The following is a 21,595-nucleotide window of genomic DNA, read 5'->3' on the forward strand; positions in this document are numbered from 1 at the left end:
CGCCCCGACCGCCGATCCGCGCCCCCAGGCGGGCGCCCCGACCAACGCGCGCAGCAAAAACGCCGCCGCCCCGAGGACGACGGCGTCTTGCCGTGTGAGTGGCCGAAGGCTCACTCCCACTCGATGGTCCCCGGGGGCTTCGACGTCACGTCGAGCACGACGCGGTTGACGTCCTTCACCTCGTTGGTGATGCGGTTGGAGATCTTCGACAGCACGTCGTACGGCAGGCGCGTCCAATCGGCCGTCATCGCGTCTTCGGAGGAGACGGGACGCAGCACGATCGGGTGGCCGTAGGTCCGGCCGTCGCCCTGCACGCCCACCGAGCGCACGTCGGCGAGCAGCACGACGGGGCACTGCCAGATCTCGTCGTCGAGGCCCGCCTTGGTCAGCTCGGCGCGGGCGATGGCGTCGGCCGCACGCAGGATCTCGAGACGGTCAGCGGTGACCTCACCCACGATGCGGATGCCAAGACCGGGCCCCGGAAAGGGCTGGCGGCCGACGATCGCCTCGGGCAGCCCCAGCTCGCGACCGATCGCGCGCACCTCGTCTTTGAAGAGGGTGCGCAGCGGCTCGACGAGCTCGAACTGCAGGTCTTCGGGCAGGCCGCCGACGTTGTGGTGGCTCTTGATGTTCGCAGTGCCGGTACCGCCACCCGACTCGACGACGTCGGGGTAGAGCGTGCCCTGCACGAGGAAGCGCACCTGCTCGCCCTCGGCCTTGGCCTCGGCGACGAGGTCGGCCTGCACCTTCTCGAACGCGCGGATGAACTCGCGACCGATGATCTTGCGCTTCTGCTCGGGGTCGCTGACCCCGGCGAGGGCGTTCAGGAACGTCTCGCGCGCGTCGACCGTGATGAGCTTCACGCCGGTCGAGGCGACGTAGTCGTTCTCGACCTGCTCGCGCTCGCCCTGACGGAGCAGACCGTGGTCGACGAAGACGGCGATCAGCTGGTCGCCGACGGCCTCGTGCACGAGGGCGGTCGACACCGCGGAGTCGACCCCGCCGGACAGCGCCGAGATGACGCGCGAGGTGCCGACCTGCTGGCGGATGCGCTCGACCTGCTCGGCGATGACGTTGCCGCTGTTCCAGTCGGCGGGAAGACCCGCGGCCTTGTGGAGGAAGTTCTCGAGCACGTGCTGGCCGTGGTCGGAGTGCTTGACCTCGGGATGCCACTGCACGCCGTACATGCGGCGCGCGTCGCTCGCGAATGCGGCGACCGGCGTGTGCGCGGTCCGCGCGAGCACCTCGAAGCCCTCCGGGGCACGCGACACCTGATCGCCGTGGCTCATCCAGACGTTCTGCTCGACCGGCTGCCCCTCGAGCAGGGTGCCCTCGGTCACGATCGTGGCATCCGTCGCGCCGTACTCACGGAGTCCCGTGTTCGCGACCTCGCCACCGAGAGCCTTGGCCATCACCTGGAAGCCGTAGCAGATGCCGAGCGTCGGCACGTCGAGGTCGAAGACGCCGGCGTCGAGGCTGGGGGCACCCTCCTCGTACACCGACGACGGCCCACCCGAAAGGATGATGCCCACGGGGTTCTTGGCCGCGATCTCGTCCGCCGAGGCGGTGTGCGGCACGATCTCGCTGTACACGCCCGCTTCGCGGACGCGGCGGGCGATCAGCTGCGCGTACTGGGCGCCGAAATCGACGACGAGGACGGGGCGCTGGGACGTTTCGGTCTGTTCGGTCACCGGTTGCCTTCCGGGGCGGGAACGGGAGCGGATGCCTGGGCGGCTTCGCGCTCGGCGAGATAGGCGCGCACGCCGCGGGCGGTGCGCACCTCGAGGATGAAGGAGAGGAACGGGACGACGCCGCCGAGAGCGAGGAACACGAAGCGGCGGAACGGCCAGCGCATCAGGCTCCAGACGCGGAAGCACGAGATGAGGTACACGACGTAGAACCAGCCGTGGACGACCAGGATCGCCAGCGAGACGTTGACGCCGTCACCGGTCGAGATCATCTCGCAGCCGTCGCCACCGGGGATGAAGAGCGAGAACCACTGGCATCCGGGGCCGGCGATGGCATCCGCGAACCACAGGAACCCGCCGGATCCGCCCAGGAACAGCTCCACGTGGATGGGCGTGTACTTCAGGATCATCTCGGCGACCAGCAGCAGGAGGCCGATACCGGTGATGATCGAGCAGATCTGGTAGAACTTCAGGGCTCCGCGGATCGCCGGGAAGGAGGCGAGTTTCGGGGGACGCGGCATGCGCCAAGTCTAGTCGCGAGGAACCGGCGGCCCCGCCGCCTGCGCCTCTTCCTGGGCGTCTTCGAGGTCTTCGACCTCCTTCTCCCACGCGTCGCGTGCGAGTCGGTACCAGAGGTACAGCGCGAAGCCCGCGAAGATCGCCCATTCGGCCGCGTAGAAGATGTTGAGCCAGTTCACGCGAGAGCGTTCGTCCGGGGCCGGGGACGCGATCGGATCCAGCGGCCCGATCGCCGTCTGCGAGGCCACGTACTGCCGGTACACCGCGACGCCGTCGACGTCGTGCCAGCGTCCGAGCAGCATCGCCGGCGACATGCGCGTCAGGGTCTGCGGGTCGGCCCCGGCATCCGGGCGCGAGGGTCCCTCGTCGGAGATCAGCCGGCCGGTGACGTCGACCTGCGCGGTGGGGTCGGCCTCGGCCGCCGCGCGCATCTCGTCGGCGGCCGCGTCGGCTCGATCGAGCGTCGCCGCCCAGCCGAGGGCGACGGCGATCGAGGCCGGCTTTCCCGCCTCGTCGATGCGCAGCTGCCCCGTCACCCAGTAGCCTTCGACGTCGTCGTTGTAGCGGGACGAGACGACGATGAAGTCGGACGGGATCCAGCGCCCGCTCGTCTCGACGCGCTGGCCGACCAGCGGTTCCGCGAGGTACGCACCGGGTTGGACCACCTCGTCGAGGGGACGGACCACCTCGGTCATCCCGGGCTCCGACGGAGCGGTGTCGACGGCGCGACCGAGCTGCCACTGCCCGAGCCACGCGAGGACTCCCGCGACCACGAGGGAGAACGCCAGCAGCGCGAGCCACCGCGGGCGCAGCATGACCTCGCGCAGCGTCGGCGGGAAGACCTCGGGGATCTCCGGGGCGATGGCGGGCGACGAGGTCACGCGGTCTCCGGCATCAGTGTCCGTACGGGGCCACGACGACCTCGACGCGCTGGAACTCCTTGAGGTCGGAATAGCCGGTCGTGGCCATCGACTTCTTCAGGGCGCCGATCAGGTTGGCGGTTCCGTCCGCGACGGGCGCCGGACCGTAGAGCACCTGCTCGAGCGGGCCGACCCGGTCGACGGCGACGCGACGACCGCGGGGCAGCTTGGCGTGGTGGGCCTCCGGCCCCCAGTGGAAGCCGCGGCCGGGAGCATCGGTCGCCCGGGCGAGGGCGACGCCGAGCATGACGGCATCCGCGCCCATGGCGAGGGCCTTCACGATGTCGCCCGACGTGCCGACGCCGCCATCGGCGATGACGTGCACGTAGCGTCCGCCGGACTCGTCGAGGTAGTCGCGGCGCGCACCGGCGACATCGGCGACGGCGGTGGCCATCGGGGCATGCAGGCCCAGGGTCGCGCGCGTGGTCGACGCGGCTCCCCCGCCGAAGCCGACGAGCACGCCGGCGGCCCCCGTGCGCATGAGGTGCAGGGCGGCGGTGTAGGTCGCGGCCCCGCCGACGATGACGGGAACGTCGAGGTCGTAGATGAACTTCTTGAGGTTGAGCGGCTCCGCGACCTTCGACACGTGCTCGGCCGACACGGTGGTGCCGCGGATGACGAACAGGTCGACGCCGGCGGCGACGACGGTCTCGTACAGGTCCTGCGTGCGCTGCGGCGTGAGGGCTCCGGCCACGGTCACACCGGCGGCGCGGACCTCGGCGAGACGGTCGCGCACGAGTTCGGGCTTGATCGGCTCGGAGTAGAGCTGCTGCATACGACGGGTGGCATCGGCATCCGGCAGAGTGGCGATCTCGGCCAGGAGGGGCTCGGGGTCGTCGTACCGCGTCCAGAGGCCCTCGAGGTCGAGCACGCCCAGGCCGCCGAGGCGACCGAGCTCGATCGCGGTGCGGGGGCTGACGACGGAGTCCATCGGCGCGCCGAGCACCGGGATCTCGAACGAGAAGGCGTCGATGCTCCAGGTCGTCGACACGTCCTCGGGGTTGCGCGTGCGCCGAGACGGCACGACCGCGATGTCGTCGAAGGTGTACGCGCGGCGGGCGCGCTTGGCGCGGCCGAGGTCGATCTCCATGGTCACCCGCCCAGCCTACCCGCGACCTTCGACACCGCCGTCGGTCGGGGAGGAGGTCGCGGGCGCGACGGGGGCGTCGGCGCCGCGCAGCCGACGCGTCAGAGGACCATCCAGGGCGAAGAGGAGGAAGGCGAGCGAGCCGACCCACGGGCTGAGCGCCACGGCTCCGGCGCTGATCACGACCGCGCTGAGACCGGCCCGCCCCAACCGCCGGGCATCGTCAGGGGTCAGGTCGACGGTCGCGCCCGATCGCACGGCCCAGACCCACTGGAGCCAGCCCACCACGATCGCGAGGAAGAAGTTGATGGGCAGCAGGATCCGTCCGAGCAGAAGGTCGTCGTACGACGTGTTCAGCGAGGAGGTGAACGGCACCAGCACGACCAGGAGCAGGCGGGCGTTGTTCAGCCACATCCCGGTGTCGTCGATGCGGACGATCCATTCGAACTGCCGTACGTGCGTCATCCACATCACGCAGAGGATGAGGAAGCTGATGACGAACGAGAACACCGGATGCGCCAGCGCGAGGAGGCCCTCGGCGAGGTCGTCGTTCGTGCGCACCGTTCCCAGCGACTGGTCGGTGAGCCCCAGGACGAGGAGCGTGGCCGCGATCGCGAACACCCCGTCGGTGAACGCCTCGGTGCGCCGCGCCGAGACGGATGCCTCGGGGTGACTCCTGCGCCGGATCATGCGCACAGCGTAGCCGCGTCGACGACCGGCGCACCCGTCAGCGCGCTCGCACCACGCGCTTCTCATCCCAGACCGGCTCGGAGGACTCGTACACCCGACCGTCCGCCCCGAAGACGAGGAACCGATCGAAGGAGCGGGCGAACCAGCGGTCGTGCGTCACGGCGAGCACGGTCCCCTCGAACCGCGCGAGGGCCTCTTCGAGGGCTTCGGCGGACGCGAGGTCGAGGTTGTCCGTCGGTTCGTCGAGGAGCAGCAGCGTCGTCCCCGACAGCTCGAGGAGGAGCACCTGGAACCGCGCCTGCTGCCCGCCGCTCAGCGTGTCGAACGGCTGCTCCGCCTGCGCGACGAGGCCGTAGCGGTCGAGCGCCGAGCTCGCGGCATCCCGTGGCATCCCCCGTCTGTTGTCGTCGCCGCGATGGAGCAGGTCGAGAAGCGTGCGTCCGACGAACTCCGGATGCCGATGGGTCTGGGCGAACCACCCCGGCACGACGCGCGCGCCGAGGATCGCGCGTCCGGTGTGCGGGACGCGGTCGAGTCCGGCGCCGACGGTGGTCACATGCCCCAGGAGCGCGTCCGGGTCGGAGCCGCCCCCGGCCAGCAGCCGCAGGAAATGCGACTTCCCCGAGCCGTTGGAGCCGAGGACCGCCACGCGGTCGCCGAACCACACCTCCAGGTCGAACGGCCTCATCAGCCCGGTCAGCTCCAGCCGCTCGGCGACCACGGCACGCTTGCCCGTCCGCGCACCCTGAAGACGCAGCTGCAGGTCTTGCTCGGGCGGCCGCTCCTGCGGCGGACCGGCGGTCTCGAACTTCGTGAGCCGCGTGACCGCGGCTTGATAACGGGAGGCGAAACCGTCGTTGGCGGCGGCGGCGACCTTCATACGCGCGACGAGCGCCCGCAGCTTCGCGTGTTCCTCGTCCCATCGGCGGCGCAACTCGTCGAGCCGGGCCATCCGGTCCTCGCGCGCCGCGGCGTACGTGGCGAAGCACCCTCCGTGCACCCACGCCGTGCTCCCCGCGCCACCCGTCTCGAGGGTGACGATGCGGTCGGCCGCGCGCGCGAGGAGTTCCCGATCGTGCGAGACGAGGAGGACGGTCTTCGACGTGGCCCGCAACTGATCCTCGAGCCAACGCTTGCCGGGAACGTCGAGGTAGTTGTCGGGCTCGTCGAGCAGCAGGACGTCGTCGGGACCGCGCAGAAGGGACTCGAGGGCCAGCCTCTTCTGCTCCCCGCCCGACAGCGTGGCGAGCTCCCGGAATCGCGCACGCTCGTACGGGACGCCGAGCGCCGCGATCGTGCACGTGTCCCAGACCGTCTCGTGATCGTACCCGCCCGCGTCGGCGTAGTCGGCGAGCGCCGCCGCGTACCGCATCTGAGTGTCCAGATCGTCCTCTTCGATGAGGGCGTTCTCGGATGCCTCGAGCTCGAGCGCCGCGCGGCGGATACGCGTGGGCGACACCGAGACGAGGAGGTCGTGCACGGTTTCGTCCGCTTTTCCGTGGCCGATGAACTGGTCCATCACCCCGAGAGAGCCGCCGATCGCGATCGCCCCGCCGTGAGCCTTCTCCTCGCCGCGCACGATGCGAAGCAGTGTGGACTTTCCCGCCCCGTTCGGGCCGACGAGCGCCGTCGTCACGCCCTCCCCCACGCGGAACGTCACCTCGTCGAGGAGAGGTCGCCCGTCGGGCAGGGTGAAGGAGACGGCGGTGAGGTCGAGGTAGCCCATGGGGAGATTCCGGTCGACCGCTCGTGGCGGTGGCGTCGACCTCCGGACGCGCGGGGCGCTCGCTGGTCGGCCCGCCGGGAAGCGAGCCGACCAGCTTGGCGGACCGGTCTCCGCCCCGCCAAGACGCACGAGGAAGGGCCGGGCAGCCACCCGCCCGGCCCTTCGCGACGCGCTTAGTCGTTGTCGTCGGCGCCTCGACGACGATCCGGAACGGGCCAGCCGCGGCAGTGATCGCGCATCGACTCGACCAGGCACGCGGCGACCACGCCGAGCATGCCCACGCCGAGAAGCACCAGACCCGCGGGCCAGGTTGCCAGGTACGCACGCGGCAAGGCGGAACCGGGACCCGGGTCATCGATGACCACAGAATTGACGGTGAGCAGGATGACTCCCGCGATTGTGGCCGTCGTCGCCACGGTGATGGGAAGGATGCCTCGCACCGTCCGCCAAGAGCGGGTTGGCCTACTGTCCAACGGCGAATCCGACCTGGGGCTCAAAAGCCGACAGTGTCGAAGAGGTGCTGTCGAGCGTCCACCGCGGCGTCGACATACCGAGCGTCTTTCTCCCGATCCACTTCTGGATTCGGTAGGTGACGCGAGTACCGACGGCCCATGCCTTGTACGAACTGCCTGCATAGGCCACCGGCGAGGTCCAGCTGACGTTCCCGGTCACCTTCTTGGACTCGTTGACGCCGATGTTCGCTGATACAAAGCCACGCGTAAGACCGAAGGAGGTGTCAACCGAGGTCTCCAGTTCGTAGCCGGCCGACATCGTGCACGTTCCGCGCGATGCTCCCGACTGCACCTTGCAGATGGCGAGCTGAATGGCCTTGTTCGTCCAGTTGTACGTGCGGGACACGTTCACCGCGCTGTACCGGTAGTACGTCACCGACACGGCGGGGTCGGCCACGACCGGGTACTGCACGTCAACGACGGACGTCGTATCGACGATCTGCGTGAGGCGATTCTGCCCCAGCACGAAGTGCGTGGGAATCTGTTTCCCCGACGCGTCCACGGCCCACGGCGCCGCGACGGACGCGGCCTCCTCCCCGGCGGCGTCCAGGAGGCGGACCCCACCATCGGCAGCCGCGACCAGCGAGCCACCGGTGCCCACGGCCACGTCGTAGTCGAAGGAGGTCGGCGCGCCGGCATCGTGCAGCACCGAGAGGATCTGCACGATGCCGTTGGACCGGATGGCCGGGACGATGCGGGAGCCGTCTCCGAGATCGTGCGAGACAGCGCCGGAACCCTCTCGCGCAGGTTCATCCTCGTCGCCGTCACCCCGGGGCAACGTGATCGAGATCTCCGGTCCATTTCCCGACTGCAGGGTCAGGGGCTCCTCTGAGTCCACGGGGATCTCGGCGCGGACATCGCCCACCTGCGCGACGAGATCATCTCCCTGGATCCGAGCCGGCGCGGTGTCCGCGACGATCGCCTCGAGCACGCCGTCCGGCGCCTCGTCGGCGAACGCCGGGGTCATCCCGCCCGCCACGCACACACCGACGAGCACCATCGCTGTCGCCATTCTTCTCATTGCCAAACCCTTCTCTCGGAAAGCGCATGTCTGCATGCCCCAGGAGGAGGCTAGAGAGCAGACCCCCGAGGCACGCGAGCCGTCGCGAATTCCCACCAGGCGGTTCACCCGCACACGACGAGGGGCCGGGCAGTCGCCTGCCCGGCCCCTCGTGGAGAACGTTTACTTCTTGTAGTTCGGCGCTTCGACGACGATCTGCACGTCGTGCGGGTGCGATTCCTTCAGGCCCGCCGAGGTGATGCGGACGAACTTGCCCTTGGTCTTGAGCTCTTCCACGGTGCGTGCGCCGACGTAGAACATGGACTGACGCAGGCCCCCGATGAGCTGGTACGCCACCGCCGACACGGGGCCGCGATACGGCACCTGGCCCTCGATGCCCTCCGGGATGAGCTTGTCATCGCTGGGCACGTCGGCCTGGAAGTAGCGGTCCTTCGAGTACGAGGTCTTCTTGCCGCGCGTCTGCAGCGCACCGAGGGAACCCATCCCGCGGTACTGCTTGAACTGCTTGCCGCCCTGGAAGACGATCTCGCCCGGCGACTCGTCGGTTCCGGCGAGGAGCGAGCCGAGCATGACGGTGTCCGCACCGGCGACGAGCGCCTTCGCGATGTCACCCGAGTACTGCAGACCACCGTCGGCGATCACGGGGACACCGGCGGGGATCGCCGCCTGCGCCGCCTCGTAGATCGCGGTGACCTGCGGCACGCCCACACCGGCGACCACGCGCGTGGTGCAGATGGAGCCCGGCCCGACGCCGACCTTGACGGCATCCACTCCGGCGTCGATGAGCGCCTGCGCGCCCTCGCGCGTCGCGACGTTGCCGCCGATGACATCGATGTGGGCGAACGACTCGTCGGCCTTGAGGCGCGTCACGATATCGATGACGCCGGCGGACTGGCCGTTGGCGGTGTCGACGACCAGGACATCGACACCGGCGTCGCGCAGGGCCTCGGCGCGCTGCCACGCGTCGCCGAAGAAACCGATGGCGGCTCCGACGCGCAGGCGACCCTGGTCGTCCTTGGTCGCGAGGGGGTACTTCTCGCTCTTGTCGAAGTCCTTGATGGTGATGAGGCCCGCCAGCTTGCCGTCGTCGTCGACGAGGGGCAGCTTCTCGACGCGGTGCTTGGCGAACGTCGCGATGACGTCGTTGGCGTGGATGCCGACATGCCCGGTGATCAGACCCTCCTTCGTCATCACGTCCTTGACGAGGGTGGTCTGGCGCTCGAAGCCCGAGACGAAGCGCATGTCGCGGTTCGTGATGATGCCCACGAGGACGCCGTCGGGATCGACGACGGGGAGACCCGAGATGCGGTACTGCGCGCACATCGCGTCGACCTCGGCCACGGTGGCATCCGGGGTCGTCGTGATCGGGTTGGAGACCATGCCGGACTCGCTGCGCTTGACCTGGTCGACGATGCCCGCCTGGTCTTCGATCGAGAGGTTGCGGTGGACGATGCCGATACCGCCCTGGCGCGCGATGGCGATCGCCATGCGGGCTTCGGTGACGGTGTCCATGGCCGAGGAGAGCAGCGGCGTGGCCACCGTGATGCGACGGGTGAGGCGCGACGACGTGTCCGCTTCGCTCGGGATGACGTCGGTGTGCCCGGGAAGGAGCAACACGTCGTCATAGGTCAGTCCGATGAAACCGAAGGGGTCGTGCTGCTCCATGGATCCTCCTGCGCGCGCGGCGCCTGTATATAGATGACGTCGTCGGCCGGGGCGCTTCGCGCTCCGCCTGCGATTCTAAGCGTCGGGAGGCTGTGAATTGTTCCCGCAGCGGCTGACCGGTTCGCGCAGAGTGATGACACGGTTCGCTAACGAGACGGTCGGTGAAACACGTCCGACACATTACGCTCGTAGCGTCGACCGTCGAAGCTGACGGGACGACTTCGTCAGCGCTGCCGAACTGGAGACTCCGTGGGTCATCCCTCCCCCACCGCGATACGATCGCGAACGCTATCCCGCCCCGCTTTGGCCTGGGCACTACTCGCCGCCATCATCACCGTGATGCTCGGGTCAGCATTGTTCGCGGCACCCCCCGCGGCGCATGCGGCCACAACCGCGCCCGTGACCACGCAGACCGAGGCCTGCACCCCCGGACCCGAGACGGGCTGCCTCAACGGCACGCTCGCCGCGGCCGGCGGTGGCGTCACGGTGACGGCCACCGGCCCCGGGGGAACCGCCTCGGCGACCACCGGTGACGACGGAAAGTGGTCGATCGGTTTCTCCGAGCCCGGCGACTACTCCGTCTCGGTCGACCCCGAGACCCTGCCGGACGGCGTCACGCTCAAGAGCGAGGACCCCTCCGTCCGTCCGGTGAACCTCGGCTCCTCGACCGCGGTCCTGATCGGGCTGAACGGCAACGTCGACGGCTCCGCCGCCGGCGACACCCCCGGTGATCAGGCCGCTTCGGCGGGCGGGTTCGACTGGGATCGCCTCGCTCAGCAGGCCGCGTCCGGTCTGCGCCTCGGCCTGCTCCTCGCTCTCGCCGCCGTCGGCCTCTCGCTCATCTACGGCACCACGGGCATCTCCAACTTCGCGCACGGCGAGATGGTGACCCTCGGTGGACTGCTGGCGTACCTCTTCGCCAACGTCCTGGGGCTCAACATCTTCGTGGCGGGCATCATCGTCGTCGTCATCTGCGCCGCCTTCGGCTACTTCCAGGACGTCGGCATCTGGAAGCCGCTCCGCAAACGCCGATTGAGTCTGACGCAGCTCATGATCGTCACGATCGGTATGTCGCTGGCCCTGCAGTACACCTTCCAGTTCTTCATCGGGGCATCGACCGTCCGTATCGTGACGGCCAACCCGATCCCGGTACGGCTCGGTCCCGTCAGCCTCAGCGTCGACTCGCTGGTGGCGATGGCCATCGCCGTCGTCGTGCTCATCGGTGTCGGTCTGTTCCTGCTGAAGACCCGCGTCGGGCGCGCCACGCGCGCCGTCAGTGACAACCCGGCTCTCGCCGCGGCATCCGGAATCAACGTCGACGGCGTCGTGCGTCTGATCTGGACGACCGCTGCCGCGCTGGCGGGTCTGTCGGGCATCCTGCTCGGCCTCGTCCTGAACGGCGTCAACTGGATGACCGGTATGCAGCTCCTGCTCCTGCTGTTCTCGGCCGTCACCCTGGGTGGTCTCGGCACGGCGTTCGGCGCCCTCTTCGGAGCCCTGATCATCGGCATGACCGTGGAGCTGACCAACATCTGGCTGCCCGGCGACTTCAAGTACGCGACCGCGCTCGTGCTCCTCATCCTGCTGCTGCTGGTGAGACCGCAGGGCCTCTTCGGACGCAAGGAACGGGTGGGCTGACCATGATCTTCCTCGATCTTCTGCGCGAGATGGCCTCGACGGCCATCGCCCCCACCACCGCGGCTCTCGCGATCGCCGCGATCGGTCTCAACATCCACTTCGGATACACGGGCCTGCTCAACATGGGCCAGGCCGGCTTCATGCTGCTGGGCGCGTACGGTTTCGCCGTCTCGGTCCAGGCGGGTCTCGGTTTCGTTCCCGCCCTGATCGTCGCCCTGCTGGTGGTGCTGGTCTACAGCTTCATCCTCGGTGTCCCGACCCTGAAGCTCCGCGGCGACTACTTGGCGATCGTGACGATCTCGGCTGCCGAGATCATCCGCATGGTCGGCCGTTCGAGCGTGCTCGGACCGATCACGAACGGCAGCAACGGCATCCCGGGCGACCGCTACCGCGACCCCTTCAACGGCCTGTCGTTCTTCGGTGACGGCCAGACCACCATCCTGTGGTGGACGTACGACAACACCGGCGTCAGCGGCTGGTGGGTGCGCGCCGTGGCGTGGGCCGTCGTGGCCGTCCTCCTGGTTCTCGTCTGGTTGCTCATCCGCAGCCCGTGGGGCCGCGTGCTCAAGGGAATCCGCGAAGACGAGGATGCCGTCCGCAGCCTCGGCAAGAGCGCGTTCTCGTTCAAGATGCAGGCGCTCATCCTCGGTGGGCTGATCGGCGGTATCGCGGGCATCGTCTACGTGATGCCGAGCTCCGTGCAACCGGACGCCCTCGGCCGATCGATGACGTTCTTCATCTGGACGGCACTGCTCCTCGGCGGCGCCGCGACCATCTTCGGTCCGGTGCTCGGCGCCATCCTGTTCTTCGTCGTGCGCATCTTCATCCAGGGCGTCACGCGGCTGATCGTGCCCGAGGGGGTGTGGTCGGGCCAGCAGACCGAGCAGTTCTCGTGGATCCTCATCGGTATCGCTCTGATGCTGCTCGTGATCTTCCGGCCGCAAGGAATCCTCGGCAACAAGAAGGAGCTGAGCTTCAATGTCTGAGCCGACAGCAGCGACCGTCCGCACGCGCGAAGCACTCGCGGGGGTCCCCCACGAGCCCGGGGCGAGCAAGCCCGACCCGATCCTCGTCGTCGACAACATCGTCCGCCGCTTCGGCGGCATGACCGCCGTCGACGTGCAGCACCTCGAGGTGCAGCGCGGAGGCATCACGGCGCTCATCGGCCCGAACGGTGCGGGGAAGACGACGTTCTTCAACCTCATCACCGGGTTCGACAAGCCGACGTCGGCCAAGCGTCTCATCGGTGGGCCGCCGGCGGACCGCGTGGCGCGATGGTCGTTCGACGGACGCACCCTGGGCGACACCGCGGCATCCAAGGTGGCCCGGATGGGGATGGTCCGCACCTTCCAGCTCACGAAGGCGCTGTCGCGCATGACGGTGATGGAGAACATGCTGCTCGGGGCCAACCAGCAGCCGGGCGAGAACATGGCCGTCGCTCTCATCCGCCCGCTCTGGAAGGCGCGCGAGCAGGAGATCACGGCGAAGGCGGAGGAGCTCCTCGAGCGCTTCAAGCTGTACGAGAAGCGCGAAGACCTCGCCGGCTCTCTGTCGGGCGGCCAGAAGAAGCTGCTCGAGATGGCTCGCGCGCTCATGAGCGACCCGAAGATGATCATGCTCGACGAGCCCATGGCCGGAGTGAACCCCGCGCTGACGCAGTCACTGCTCGGGCACATCCAGGCTCTCCGCGATGACGGCACCACGGTGCTGTTCGTCGAGCACGACATGCACATGGTCCGCCACATCTCGGACTGGGTCGTCGTCATGGCGCAGGGCACGATCGTCGCCGAGGGCACCGCCGGCGAGGTGATGTCCCAGCAGGCCGTCGTCGACGCTTACCTGGGCGCGCACCACGACACCGACCTGGGCGACGACGCGCTCCTCACCGACACCACGGCGATCGCTCTGGCGGAAGAAGCCGCCGCGGCCGACGCACAGGAAGAGGCTCGCGTCGACGAGGCCCTCGGAAAGGAGACGCGCTCATGAGCACGTCCACCGACTCTCAGCCCGTCCTCGTCGCGAAGGATCTGCACGCGGGGTACCTCCCCGGCATCAACATCCTGAACGGCGTGAACATCGTCGCCCACCCGGGCGAGCTGATCGGGATCATCGGGCCCAACGGTGCCGGAAAGTCGACCTTCCTCAAGGCCGTCTTCGGGCAGGTGAACATCCGCCAGGGCTCGGTGACTCTGAAGGGCACCGACATCACCGGATGGAAGCCGAACCGGCTCGTCAAGCAGGGGGTGGGCTTCGTCCCGCAGACGAACAACGTCTTCCCGTCGCTGACGATCGAAGAGAACCTCCAGATGGGGATCTACCAGAAGCCGCGCGAGTTCCAGACCCAGCTGGAGCGCATCTTCGAGATCTTCCCCGTTCTGGCCGACCGTCGCGGTCAGCGTGCCGGCTCGCTGTCGGGCGGTGAGCGTCAGTCCGTCGCGATGGCCCGCGCGCTCATGATGGACCCGTCGGTCCTGCTGCTCGACGAGCCGTCCGCCGGCCTCTCCCCGGTGCGCCAGGACGAGACCTTCATCCGGACGCGCCGGATCAACAAGGCGGGCGTCTCGGTCATCATGGTCGAGCAGAACGCCCGTCGCTGCCTGCAGATCTGCGATCGGGCGTACGTGCTCGACCAGGGCAAGGACGCGTACACGGGCACCGGCCGCGACCTGGCCAAGGATCCCAAGGTGATCCAGCTCTACCTCGGCACGCTCGCGACCGACGTCGAGGGCGCCGCCTGACCGACCCCGAACAACGGGCCTCGTGCCACGGCTTCCCCGCCGCGGCACGAGGCCCGTTTCGTGTGTCCGGGAGGGACGGACGGATGCCGTGCCGGCGGCGCCAGGAGCCTCTCTGGGGCTTGGAGGCACACAGGGCCCCGCGTGAGTGCGGTGCCAGGAGCCCCTCCCCGCCGGGAGGCACACACGGCCCCGCCGTGACTGCGGCGCCAGGAGCCCCTCCGGGCCTGGAGGCGCGCAGAGCCCGCGCGCCTGCGTCGTCAAGAACCCCGCCCCGCGGCGGCCCACAGCGGCGCCGTGGTGGCCTCCCGCCCGAGCCCTGGCATCCCTCCCGCACGCGAAAGGGCGGCCCCGGCGAACCGGGACCGCCCTTCGGCGTCAGACGAGGGGGCTCAGGACTTGCCCTCGACGGCGCTCTGCCAGATCGGCTTGTTGTCGGCGTCGAACTCGTAGATGCCCACGAAGGCGCTCGACGGGTCGTTCTGCGCGTTGAACGGGCCGACGCCGGAGACACCCTTGTACTGGATGCTTCCGCCACCGGCGAGAGCCTCGGCGCACTCCTTGTAGGTGGAGCAGGCGGTGCCACCCTCAGCACCCGACACGGCGGCCAGGTTCTTCTGGATGGTCGTCGGGTCGGTCGCGCCGCCCTTCTTGGCGGCGAGCGCAGCCAGGATGGTGGCGTCGTACGACTCAGCGGCGTACGAGTAGTCGGACAGAGCCGAGCCCTCGACGCTCTGGTGCCAGTCCGACGCACGCTTCTTGAAGTCGTCCGCGGCGTTGGCCCCCGGGATGGTGCCCTTCGCGCCCTCGAGCGTGCCCTTGTCGAACACCTTCGAGTAGTCCGACGTGTTGCCGTCGGTGTAGTAGGTGCTCTTCATGTCCCAGCTCTGCGAGACGAGCTCGGGGACGATCGCCTTGGTCTCGTCGAACGCGATGACGACGATGGCGTCGGGCTTCGACGCGATGGCCGCGGTGACCTCCGACGAGAACGTCGTCTGTCCGGGCGGGAACTCCTGGCCCTTGCCCTTGCCGCCGTACGTGACGGTGCCGCCGGCGTCTTCGACCGTCTTCTCGATGACGTCACGCAGGCCCGTGCCGTACGCGTCGTTGAAGACGAGGAACGCGACGCTCTGCTTGCCGTCGCCGACGATGAGCTGGCCGAGCGCCGAGCCCTGGACGGTGTCCGGCGGAGCGGTGCGGAAGAAGAACGGGGACTTGCCCGAGAGCTCGGCCGAGGTGTTGGCCGGCGAGATCTCGACGACCGGAGCCGCCGCGAGCTTGTCGACGACGTTGAGCGAGACCGACGACGAAGCCGCACCGATGGCCACGGAGACCTTGGCGTCGATCAGCTTGTCTGCGGACGCCGACGAGACGGCCATGTCGGTCGAGTCGCCCGAGTCGGTCCAGAAGGTGCACGCGGAGTCACCGGCTTCGACGATGTCGTTCACCGCGAGGCCGACACCGGCGATCTCGGGCGGGCCGAGGAAGGCCAGGGTGCCCGTCTGCGGCAGGATCGTGCCGACCTTCAGCGTGTTGGCGCTGGTGGCGTCGGCCGCGCAGTCCTGGCTGGCGTAGTTTCCTGCGGGCGCCGCAGTCCCGGTGGAACCAGCGTCGTTGCCGCCTCCGCCGCTACAGCCGGCGAGCGTGAGGGTGGCTGCGGCCGCGAGTGCTGCGGCAGCGAACCACCCCTTCTTGGAATGAACCATCTGGCTCGTCCTTTCGATGATGATGCGTGGCCTCGCCACGCGGTGGGACGAACCTAACCGCCGTGTGTTACGAATGTGTTTTCGTCCGGAGACTGCGCCGAAATCGTTATGAATCGCGTGTGCGCGCGCGTGCCGGAGAGTGCGTTTTCTGCTGGTCAGACGGGTTCTGCCACGTCGGAGATCGCGGCGCGGTGGCGGCGCGACATCACGATCGAGTCCACGCTCAGCACGACGAGGGCGACCCACACCAGGGCGAAGCCGATCCATCTCTCGACCGTCATCGGCTCCCCCAGGACCCACACGCCGATCGCGAACTGGATGATGGGGGCCACGAACTGCAGGAGACCGATCACCGTGAGCGGCACACGGCGCGCGCCCGAGGCGAACAGGAGCAGCGGAACGGCGGTGACGGCCCCGGCGAGCAGCAGGAGAACCGTGTGCAGCGTGCCCGCCGTGCCGAGCGTGATCCCGGTCAGGTTCGCGACGAACAACAGCTGGATCGCGGCGACCGGGAGGAGCCAGAGCGATTCGAGGGTCAGACCGCTCACGGCATCCACCGCGGGACCGATCTGCTTCTTCACGAGCCCGTAGAAGCCGAAGGAGAACGCGAGGGTCAGGGCGATCCAGGGGAAGGCCCCGTACCCGATCACGATCACCGCGACGGCGACGACGGCGAGGCCGATCGCGATCCACGGCACGACCCGCAGACGCTCGCGGAGCACGATGACTCCGAGCAGGACGGTCACGATCGGATTGATGAAGTAGCCGAGGCTCGTCTCGATGACGTGGTTCGTCAGGGCGCCGTACAGGTAGGTCTGCCAGTTGATGTAGATGAGGACCCCCGCCACCGCGGTGAGCCCCATGAGGCGGGGCTGCCGCACGATCGCGAGGAACGGTCGCCAGGCCCGAAGGACCGTGAGCAGGATCAGGCAGAAGACGAAGGCGAGGATGATCCGCCAGGCCACGACCTCGAACGGGCCGGTGGGCTTGAGCTGCAGGAAGTAGATCGGCAGGACGCCCCAGAGCAGGTAGGCGCCGAGGGCGTACAGCGCACCGCGGGTGCTCTCACCGGTCGGAGCGGGAGGCGCGGGGGTCACCGATCCAGCCTACGCGGGCGGTCGCGCGTCGAAGCGCCGCAGGTGGTCTCTTTCCTGCCAGATCGCGAGCGGCCGGGAACGACGAAGGCTCCGGATGCCATGGCATCCGGAGCCTTCAGACGATCTGACGCGGTGATCAGCGGACGACGACCGCCAGCACGTCGCGAGCCGAGAGCACGAGGTACTCCTCAGCGCCGAACTTGACCTCGGTGCCGCCGTACTTGCTGTAGAGCACGCGGTCGCCGACGGCGACGTCGAGGGGGACGCGGTTGCCGTTGTCGTCGATGCGGCCGGGGCCGACGGCGACCACTTCGCCCTCCTGCGGCTTCTCCTTGGCGGTGTCGGGGATGACGAGACCACTCGCGGTGGTCTGCTCAGCCTCGACCTGCTTGATGACGATGCGGTCCTCGAGCGGCTTGATGGAAACCGACACGGTCTACCTCTTCTTTCTCGTTACAGAAGACTTGTCAGCACTCACGCGGGGAGAGTGCTAATCCGAGTGTAGAGAAGCGTTGGCACTCACGCAACGCGAGTGCCAACACATTCCCGCGCCTAGGCTGAATCGGGTGGATACCCGCGAGTTGACCGCCCTGCTCACCCCCGACGGCCTGCGTCTTCTCGACGAGGTGGGCCGGATCGAGTCCACCGACGACGCGGCTCGCGCGGTGTCGCGCCTGCGGGCGGCGGGGCACTCCCCCGACCTCGTGTCGGCGGTCGTGGGCCAGGCTCGGCTCCGCGTGCGGGGAGCGGCGAAGTTCGGGCCGTTCGCAGACCGGATGCTGTTCACCCGCGCCGGCCTCGAGCAGGCGACGCGCCTGTCGATCGCCGCCCGGCACGCAGGGCGCTTCCGCGCCGCGGGGATCACGCGCGTCGCGGATCTCGGGTGCGGCATCGGCGGGGACGCCCTGGGGATGGCGGGCCTCGGCCTGCGCGTGGATGCCGTCGATGCCGACGAGGTGACCGCCGCGATCGCCGCGTACAACCTCGCGCCCTTCGACGACGCGGTGACCGTCCGGCACGCGCGCGCCGAAGACGTCGACCTCGACGGCGCGGATGCCGTGTGGCTCGACCCCGCGCGACGCACGGCGGGGCACTCCGAGACGCGCCAGGTGTCGTCGACAGAGTGGTCCCCCTCGCTGGACTGGGTCTTCGCGCTGCTGGCGGAACGGTCCGGCGGGGTGAAGCTCGGACCGGGCTTCGACCGGGGGCAGATCCCCGACGACGTCGAGGCGCAGTGGATCAGCGCCGACGGCTCGACCATCGAGCTCGTCCTGTGGGCGGGAGCGCTCGCCCGCTCGGACGTGCGCCGCGCGGCGCTGGTCGTGCGCGGCGACGAGGCGTGGGAGCTCACGGCTCCGGCCGACTCCCCCGACGTCGAGCCGCACGAGCTCGGGGCGTTCGTGCACGAGCCCGACGGGGCGGTCATCCGCGCGCGGCTCATCGGCGAGGTCGCCCGCGCGCTCGAGGCGGGGATGCTGGCCCCGGGCATCGCGTACCTGACGTCCGACGCGGCCCTGACGAGCCCGTTCGTCTCGTCGTTCCGCGTGCGCGAGCAGCTGCCCGCCGATCCGAAGAAGCTCGCCCAGTCGCTGCGCGCGCGGGGGATCGGAACCCTCGAGATCAAGAAGCGCGGCGTCGACGTCGACCCGGCGGTCCTGCGCAAGAAGCTGTCGCTGCGCGGTGACGAGTCGGCGACCCTGATCCTGACGCGCGTCGGCTCGAAGCGACTGGCCCTGCTGGCCGATCGGGTCTGACTGCCGTCACGCGGGGAGCTGCGAGAAGCCCCAGATCAACCAACCGGCGCTGAACACGCCCGACAGAAGCGAGAGGACCAGGGCCCACACCGCGACGCGCCGACTGTCGTGCGCGCGACGCACGGACATCACCGCGATGATCGCCGCCACCGCGCTGAGCGGGAGCAGCCATCCCCAGAAGAACGACGACGCCAGGGCGACGATCGCCAGCCCCAGCGCCCACGGGGCGAGGGAGCGCGGCGGCTTCGGCGTCGGGGGCACGTAGGGGATCACGTGATCGCCGAACGCCGCCATCTCGAGCTGCGCGGTCGCGAGGCGACCTTCCTCCCCGTCCGTCTCCCCGGCGTCGGGGAGGGCGGTCGCGCCCTCGACCTCTTTGCGTGCGCGCCGAGTCGGCGGCGACGTCTCGCTCACGCGGGGGCTCCGGGGCGGGATGCCGGGGGCTCGGCATCCGGATCCTCCGCCACCTGGATCTCGGTGACGGGCAGGGTCGAGTCGGCGCCGAAGGCGAGGGTCGACGGAGGCCGCCCCGAGGAGATGAGCTCGGCCGCGAGGGCCGCGATCATCGCGCCGTTGTCGGTGCAGAGTCGCAGCGGCGGGATGCGGACCGCGACACCCGCGGCCGCGGCGCGCTCGAGGGCGACGTCGCGCAGACGCTTGTTCGCGATGACGCCCCCACCCAGCAGCAGGCGGGGCACGCCGTGGCGGGCGCACGCGTCGAGGGCTTTGGTGACGAGGACATCGACGACGGCCTCGCGGAAGGACGCTGCGACATCGGCCACCGGCACGGGCTGGCCGGCGGCCTCGTGCTGCTCGACCCAGCGCGCGACGGCCGTCTTCAGGCCCGAGAACGAGAAGTCGTAACGGTGGGATGCCATGTCGGAGGCGCGCGACAGACCCCGCGGGAAGCGGATCGCGGTCGGGTCGCCGGAGGCTGCGGCGCGATCGATCTCGGGGCCGCCGGGGTAGGGCAGCTTCAGCAGACGCGCGACCTTGTCGAACGCCTCGCCCGCGGCGTCGTCCATCGTCTCGCCGAGCAGCTCGACGTCGCTCGTGAGGTCGCGGACGAGAAGGAGCGAGGTGTGCCCACCGCTGACGAGCAGGGCGACCGTGGGGTACTCGAGCTCCCCCGCGTCGGCATCCAGGATGTCGGCGGCGATGTGCCCGACGAGGTGGTTCACGGCGTAGAGCGGCTTGTCGAGGGCGACGGCGAGGCCCTTGGCCGCGCCGACCCCGACCATGAGGGCACCGGCGAGGCCCGGGCCGCTGGTGACCGCGACGGCGTCCAGATCGGCGAGGGTCACGCCCGCCTCGGCGAGAGCCGCGTCGATCGAGGGCTGCAGGGCCTCCAGATGGGCGCGCGCGGCGACCTCGGGCACGACACCGCCGTAGCGGGCGTGCTCGTCCATGCTGGAGGCGATCGTGTTGCTGAGGAGCTGTCGGCCGCGGACGATGCCGATGCCGGTCTCGTCGCAGCTGGTCTCGATGCCGAGCACGAGGGGCGCGTTCATCAGCACCAGCCCTTTCCGGTCGTGGCGGCGGAGGCCTCGGGGGTGCCGGACCCTTCGACAAGCTCAGGGACCTGGGGGGTGCCGGACCCTTCGACAAGCTCAGGGACCTGGGGCGTGCCGGACCCTTCGACGGGCTCAGGGACCTGAGGGGTACCGGGCTCAGGGACCTGCGGGGCGTCGGCGCGGCGGGAGAGCCAGCCGCGGAGATCGAGCCGCATCACGATCGCGTCGACGTCGTCGGGCTGGTAGTACCGCGGACGGCGCCCCACCTCGATGAACCCCTCCGAGGCGTAGAGCGCCTGGGCGACGGGGTTGTCGGCGCGCACCTCGAGGAAGACGTCGTGCACCTCGCGTCGACCCGCCTCCTCGAGCAGGGCCGTCAGCAGCGCACGCCCCCGGCCCCGGCCCCGTGCGGCCTCGGAGATCGTGATCGTCTGGATGTCGGCATCCCGAGCCCCGCGCACCGCGCGCAGACCCGCGTACCCGATCAGGCGACCGGCCTCCTCGACGACGACGTACCACCCGTGCGGCGACGCGAGTTCCTCGCGCATCATCGCCGCGCTCCAGGCGTCGGTCGGGAAGGACGCGTGCTCGAGCGCCATGATCCCGTCGAGATCGTCGAGGGTCGCGGAGCGGGTGGTCATCAACTCACCCGCTTCGGGGCGTGCGCGGCCACCACGTCGGGGCTGCGGAGGTACAGGGGCTCCGTGCCCGCGAGGGTGCGTCCCGCGTCGAGCGCGCGGGCGGCGGCGAGCGCGACCATCGCGGCCGAGACGCTCGTGGCATCGGAGCGGACGGCGCCGAGGTCGGCGAGCCGCCGATCGAGCTCGTCGCGGGGGCTGAGGGCGGCATCCGTGATCCGGATCGGGAGTCCGTCGTCGTCGATCCCGTCGTAGACGCTGTACGCGAACTCCCGACGACGGGCATCGGTGACGACGGCGAAGCGGGGGGTCTCGACGGCGGTGAGCGCGTCGGCGAGCAGGATGCCGAGCGCGATCCCGTCGTGGCTCGGTACGGGAACGACCGGGATGCCACGCCCCAGCGCGTACACTCGCGCCGTCGCGATGCCGACGCGCAACCCGGTGAAGGGTCCGGGCCCCATGCCGATCGCCACATGGGTCGGCGCCGGAGCGACCGACGTCGCGCGCCGCAGGAGGTCGCCGATGACCTCGGCGTGACCGAGGGGGTTGGCGCTCTGCTCGTCCGCGAGGACCTCGCCGTCGCGCGTGATCGCCGCGACGGCGGTGCCGAGCGAGGTGTCGATGCCGAGGATCACCGTTCCAGGGTATCCGCCGCGGGTCATGGCATCCGATCGGGGTCCCTGTT

General features: G+C 69.7%; 21 protein-coding genes. 5 read left to right on the forward strand and 16 right to left on the reverse strand.

The window, feature by feature from the left end; all coding sequences use genetic code 11:
* Positions 1-110 precede the first annotated feature (110 nt).
* From guaA to guaB, 9 genes are all read right to left on the reverse strand, one after another.
* On the reverse strand, positions 111-1,691 hold the full coding sequence (gene guaA, locus MTES_RS03875; protein ID WP_013583887.1) for a glutamine-hydrolyzing GMP synthase: 1,581 nt from the start codon (positions 1,689-1,691) through the stop codon (positions 111-113).
* The gene (locus MTES_RS03880) at positions 1,688-2,209 is read right to left on the reverse strand and encodes a DUF3817 domain-containing protein (RefSeq protein ID WP_013583888.1); all 522 of its coding nucleotides are present in this window, start codon (positions 2,207-2,209) and stop codon (positions 1,688-1,690) included. Before MTES_RS03880 ends, guaA begins: the two co-directional genes overlap by 4 nt.
* 9 nt (positions 2,210-2,218) lie before the next feature.
* Positions 2,219-3,088 (reverse strand): SURF1 family protein, encoded by an 870-nt coding sequence (locus tag MTES_RS03885; RefSeq protein ID WP_013583889.1) that lies wholly within the window; start codon positions 3,086-3,088, stop codon positions 2,219-2,221.
* Between the two features lie 13 nt (positions 3,089-3,101).
* Positions 3,102-4,217, reverse strand: a complete 1,116-nt coding sequence (locus MTES_RS03890) for a GuaB3 family IMP dehydrogenase-related protein (RefSeq protein WP_043360984.1) — start codon at positions 4,215-4,217, stop codon at positions 3,102-3,104.
* Positions 4,218-4,232: 15 nt separating this feature from the next.
* On the reverse strand, positions 4,233-4,904 hold the full coding sequence (locus tag MTES_RS03895) for a TMEM175 family protein (RefSeq protein WP_013583891.1): 672 nt from the start codon (positions 4,902-4,904) through the stop codon (positions 4,233-4,235).
* A 37-nt stretch (positions 4,905-4,941) separates the two neighbouring features.
* On the reverse strand, positions 4,942-6,630 hold the full coding sequence (locus tag MTES_RS03900; RefSeq protein WP_013583892.1) for an ABC-F family ATP-binding cassette domain-containing protein: 1,689 nt from the start codon (positions 6,628-6,630) through the stop codon (positions 4,942-4,944).
* 173 nt (positions 6,631-6,803) lie between these two features.
* A complete protein-coding gene (locus MTES_RS03905) occupies positions 6,804-7,046 on the reverse strand; it encodes a hypothetical protein (protein ID WP_148272798.1) in 243 nt (80 codons plus the stop codon).
* A gap of 46 nt (positions 7,047-7,092) precedes the next feature.
* Positions 7,093-8,163: a hypothetical protein gene (locus MTES_RS03910; protein WP_148272799.1), complete on the reverse strand. Its 1,071-nt coding sequence runs from the start codon at positions 8,161-8,163 to the stop codon at positions 7,093-7,095.
* 162 nt (positions 8,164-8,325) lie between these two features.
* On the reverse strand, positions 8,326-9,828 hold the full coding sequence (guaB, locus tag MTES_RS03915; protein WP_013583896.1) for an IMP dehydrogenase: 1,503 nt from the start codon (positions 9,826-9,828) through the stop codon (positions 8,326-8,328).
* 399 nt (positions 9,829-10,227) lie between these two features.
* Between guaB and MTES_RS03920 the strand changes: the two genes are divergently transcribed.
* The 4 genes from MTES_RS03920 to MTES_RS03935 are packed head-to-tail and all read left to right on the forward strand — an operon-like array spanning position 10,228 to position 14,204.
* Positions 10,228-11,466, forward strand: coding sequence for a branched-chain amino acid ABC transporter permease (locus MTES_RS03920; RefSeq protein WP_013583897.1), 1,239 nt, complete (start codon positions 10,228-10,230; stop codon positions 11,464-11,466).
* A 2-nt stretch (positions 11,467-11,468) separates the two neighbouring features.
* On the forward strand, positions 11,469-12,452 hold the full coding sequence (locus tag MTES_RS03925; protein WP_013583898.1) for a branched-chain amino acid ABC transporter permease: 984 nt from the start codon (positions 11,469-11,471) through the stop codon (positions 12,450-12,452).
* Positions 12,445-13,452, forward strand: coding sequence for an ABC transporter ATP-binding protein (locus tag MTES_RS03930; protein WP_013583899.1), 1,008 nt, complete (start codon positions 12,445-12,447; stop codon positions 13,450-13,452). Before MTES_RS03925 ends, MTES_RS03930 begins: the two co-directional genes overlap by 8 nt.
* Complete coding sequence (locus tag MTES_RS03935) at positions 13,449-14,204, forward strand: ABC transporter ATP-binding protein (RefSeq protein ID WP_013583900.1); 756 nt, start codon at positions 13,449-13,451, stop codon at positions 14,202-14,204. Before MTES_RS03930 ends, MTES_RS03935 begins: the two co-directional genes overlap by 4 nt.
* Before the next feature lie 389 nt (positions 14,205-14,593).
* On the opposite strand, the gene MTES_RS03940 is transcribed toward MTES_RS03935, so the two are convergent.
* From MTES_RS03940 to groES, 3 genes are all read right to left on the reverse strand, one after another.
* Entirely contained in the window at positions 14,594-15,907 is a 1,314-nt protein-coding gene (locus tag MTES_RS03940; RefSeq protein WP_013583901.1) for an ABC transporter substrate-binding protein, read from the reverse strand.
* Positions 15,908-16,062: 155 nt separating this feature from the next.
* Positions 16,063-17,004, reverse strand: coding sequence for an EamA family transporter RarD (gene rarD / locus MTES_RS03945; RefSeq protein WP_013583902.1), 942 nt, complete (start codon positions 17,002-17,004; stop codon positions 16,063-16,065).
* 136 nt (positions 17,005-17,140) lie between these two features.
* Positions 17,141-17,437, reverse strand: a complete 297-nt coding sequence (groES, locus tag MTES_RS03950; RefSeq protein ID WP_013583903.1) for a co-chaperone GroES — start codon at positions 17,435-17,437, stop codon at positions 17,141-17,143.
* Between the two features lie 133 nt (positions 17,438-17,570).
* On the opposite strand from groES, the gene MTES_RS03955 reads away from it, so the two are divergent.
* Positions 17,571-18,758 (forward strand): class I SAM-dependent methyltransferase, encoded by a 1,188-nt coding sequence (locus MTES_RS03955; RefSeq protein WP_043360987.1) that lies wholly within the window; start codon positions 17,571-17,573, stop codon positions 18,756-18,758.
* Between the two features lie 6 nt (positions 18,759-18,764).
* Here the strand turns inward: MTES_RS03955 and MTES_RS18360 are convergent, their stop codons facing one another.
* The 4 genes from MTES_RS18360 to tsaB are packed head-to-tail and all read right to left on the reverse strand — an operon-like array spanning position 18,765 to position 21,545.
* Positions 18,765-19,172 carry a hypothetical protein gene (locus tag MTES_RS18360; protein WP_013583905.1) on the reverse strand — a complete coding sequence of 136 codons (408 nt, stop codon included), beginning with the start codon at positions 19,170-19,172 and terminating at the stop codon, positions 18,765-18,767.
* On the reverse strand, positions 19,169-20,269 hold the full coding sequence (gene tsaD / locus MTES_RS03965; protein WP_050901836.1) for a tRNA (adenosine(37)-N6)-threonylcarbamoyltransferase complex transferase subunit TsaD: 1,101 nt from the start codon (positions 20,267-20,269) through the stop codon (positions 19,169-19,171). The genes MTES_RS18360 and tsaD overlap by 4 nt, the downstream gene beginning before the upstream one ends.
* Complete coding sequence (gene rimI / locus MTES_RS03970) at positions 20,269-20,913, reverse strand: ribosomal protein S18-alanine N-acetyltransferase (protein WP_013583907.1); 645 nt, start codon at positions 20,911-20,913, stop codon at positions 20,269-20,271. The genes tsaD and rimI overlap by 1 nt, the downstream gene beginning before the upstream one ends.
* The gene (tsaB, locus tag MTES_RS03975; RefSeq protein ID WP_043360989.1) at positions 20,913-21,545 is read right to left on the reverse strand and encodes a tRNA (adenosine(37)-N6)-threonylcarbamoyltransferase complex dimerization subunit type 1 TsaB; all 633 of its coding nucleotides are present in this window, start codon (positions 21,543-21,545) and stop codon (positions 20,913-20,915) included. The genes rimI and tsaB overlap by 1 nt, the downstream gene beginning before the upstream one ends.
* Positions 21,546-21,595 lie beyond the last annotated feature (50 nt).

It is taken from the genome of Microbacterium testaceum StLB037 (genome assembly GCF_000202635.1).
GTDB classification, from domain to species: Bacteria; Actinomycetota; Actinomycetes; order Actinomycetales; family Microbacteriaceae; genus Microbacterium; species Microbacterium testaceum_F.

Coding starts and splice junctions, on each gene's coding strand:
- MTES_RS03890 (WP_043360984.1), bottom strand. CDS start 4,217: ATGGAGATCGACCTCGGCCGCGCCAAGCGCGCCCGCCGCGCGTACACC.
- MTES_RS03935 (WP_013583900.1), top strand. CDS start 13,449: ATGAGCACGTCCACCGACTCTCAGCCCGTCCTCGTCGCGAAGGATCTG.
- MTES_RS03880 (WP_013583888.1), bottom strand. CDS start 2,209: ATGCCGCGTCCCCCGAAACTCGCCTCCTTCCCGGCGATCCGCGGAGCC.
- MTES_RS03895 (WP_013583891.1), bottom strand. CDS start 4,904: ATGATCCGGCGCAGGAGTCACCCCGAGGCATCCGTCTCGGCGCGGCGC.
- MTES_RS03910 (WP_148272799.1), bottom strand. CDS start 8,163: ATGAGAAGAATGGCGACAGCGATGGTGCTCGTCGGTGTGTGCGTGGCG.
- rimI (WP_013583907.1), bottom strand. CDS start 20,913: ATGACCACCCGCTCCGCGACCCTCGACGATCTCGACGGGATCATGGCG.
- guaB (WP_013583896.1), bottom strand. CDS start 9,828: ATGGAGCAGCACGACCCCTTCGGTTTCATCGGACTGACCTATGACGAC.
- MTES_RS03930 (WP_013583899.1), top strand. CDS start 12,445: ATGTCTGAGCCGACAGCAGCGACCGTCCGCACGCGCGAAGCACTCGCG.
- MTES_RS03925 (WP_013583898.1), top strand. CDS start 11,469: ATGATCTTCCTCGATCTTCTGCGCGAGATGGCCTCGACGGCCATCGCC.
- MTES_RS03900 (WP_013583892.1), bottom strand. CDS start 6,630: ATGGGCTACCTCGACCTCACCGCCGTCTCCTTCACCCTGCCCGACGGG.
- MTES_RS03940 (WP_013583901.1), bottom strand. CDS start 15,907: ATGGTTCATTCCAAGAAGGGGTGGTTCGCTGCCGCAGCACTCGCGGCC.
- tsaD (WP_050901836.1), bottom strand. CDS start 20,269: ATGAACGCGCCCCTCGTGCTCGGCATCGAGACCAGCTGCGACGAGACC.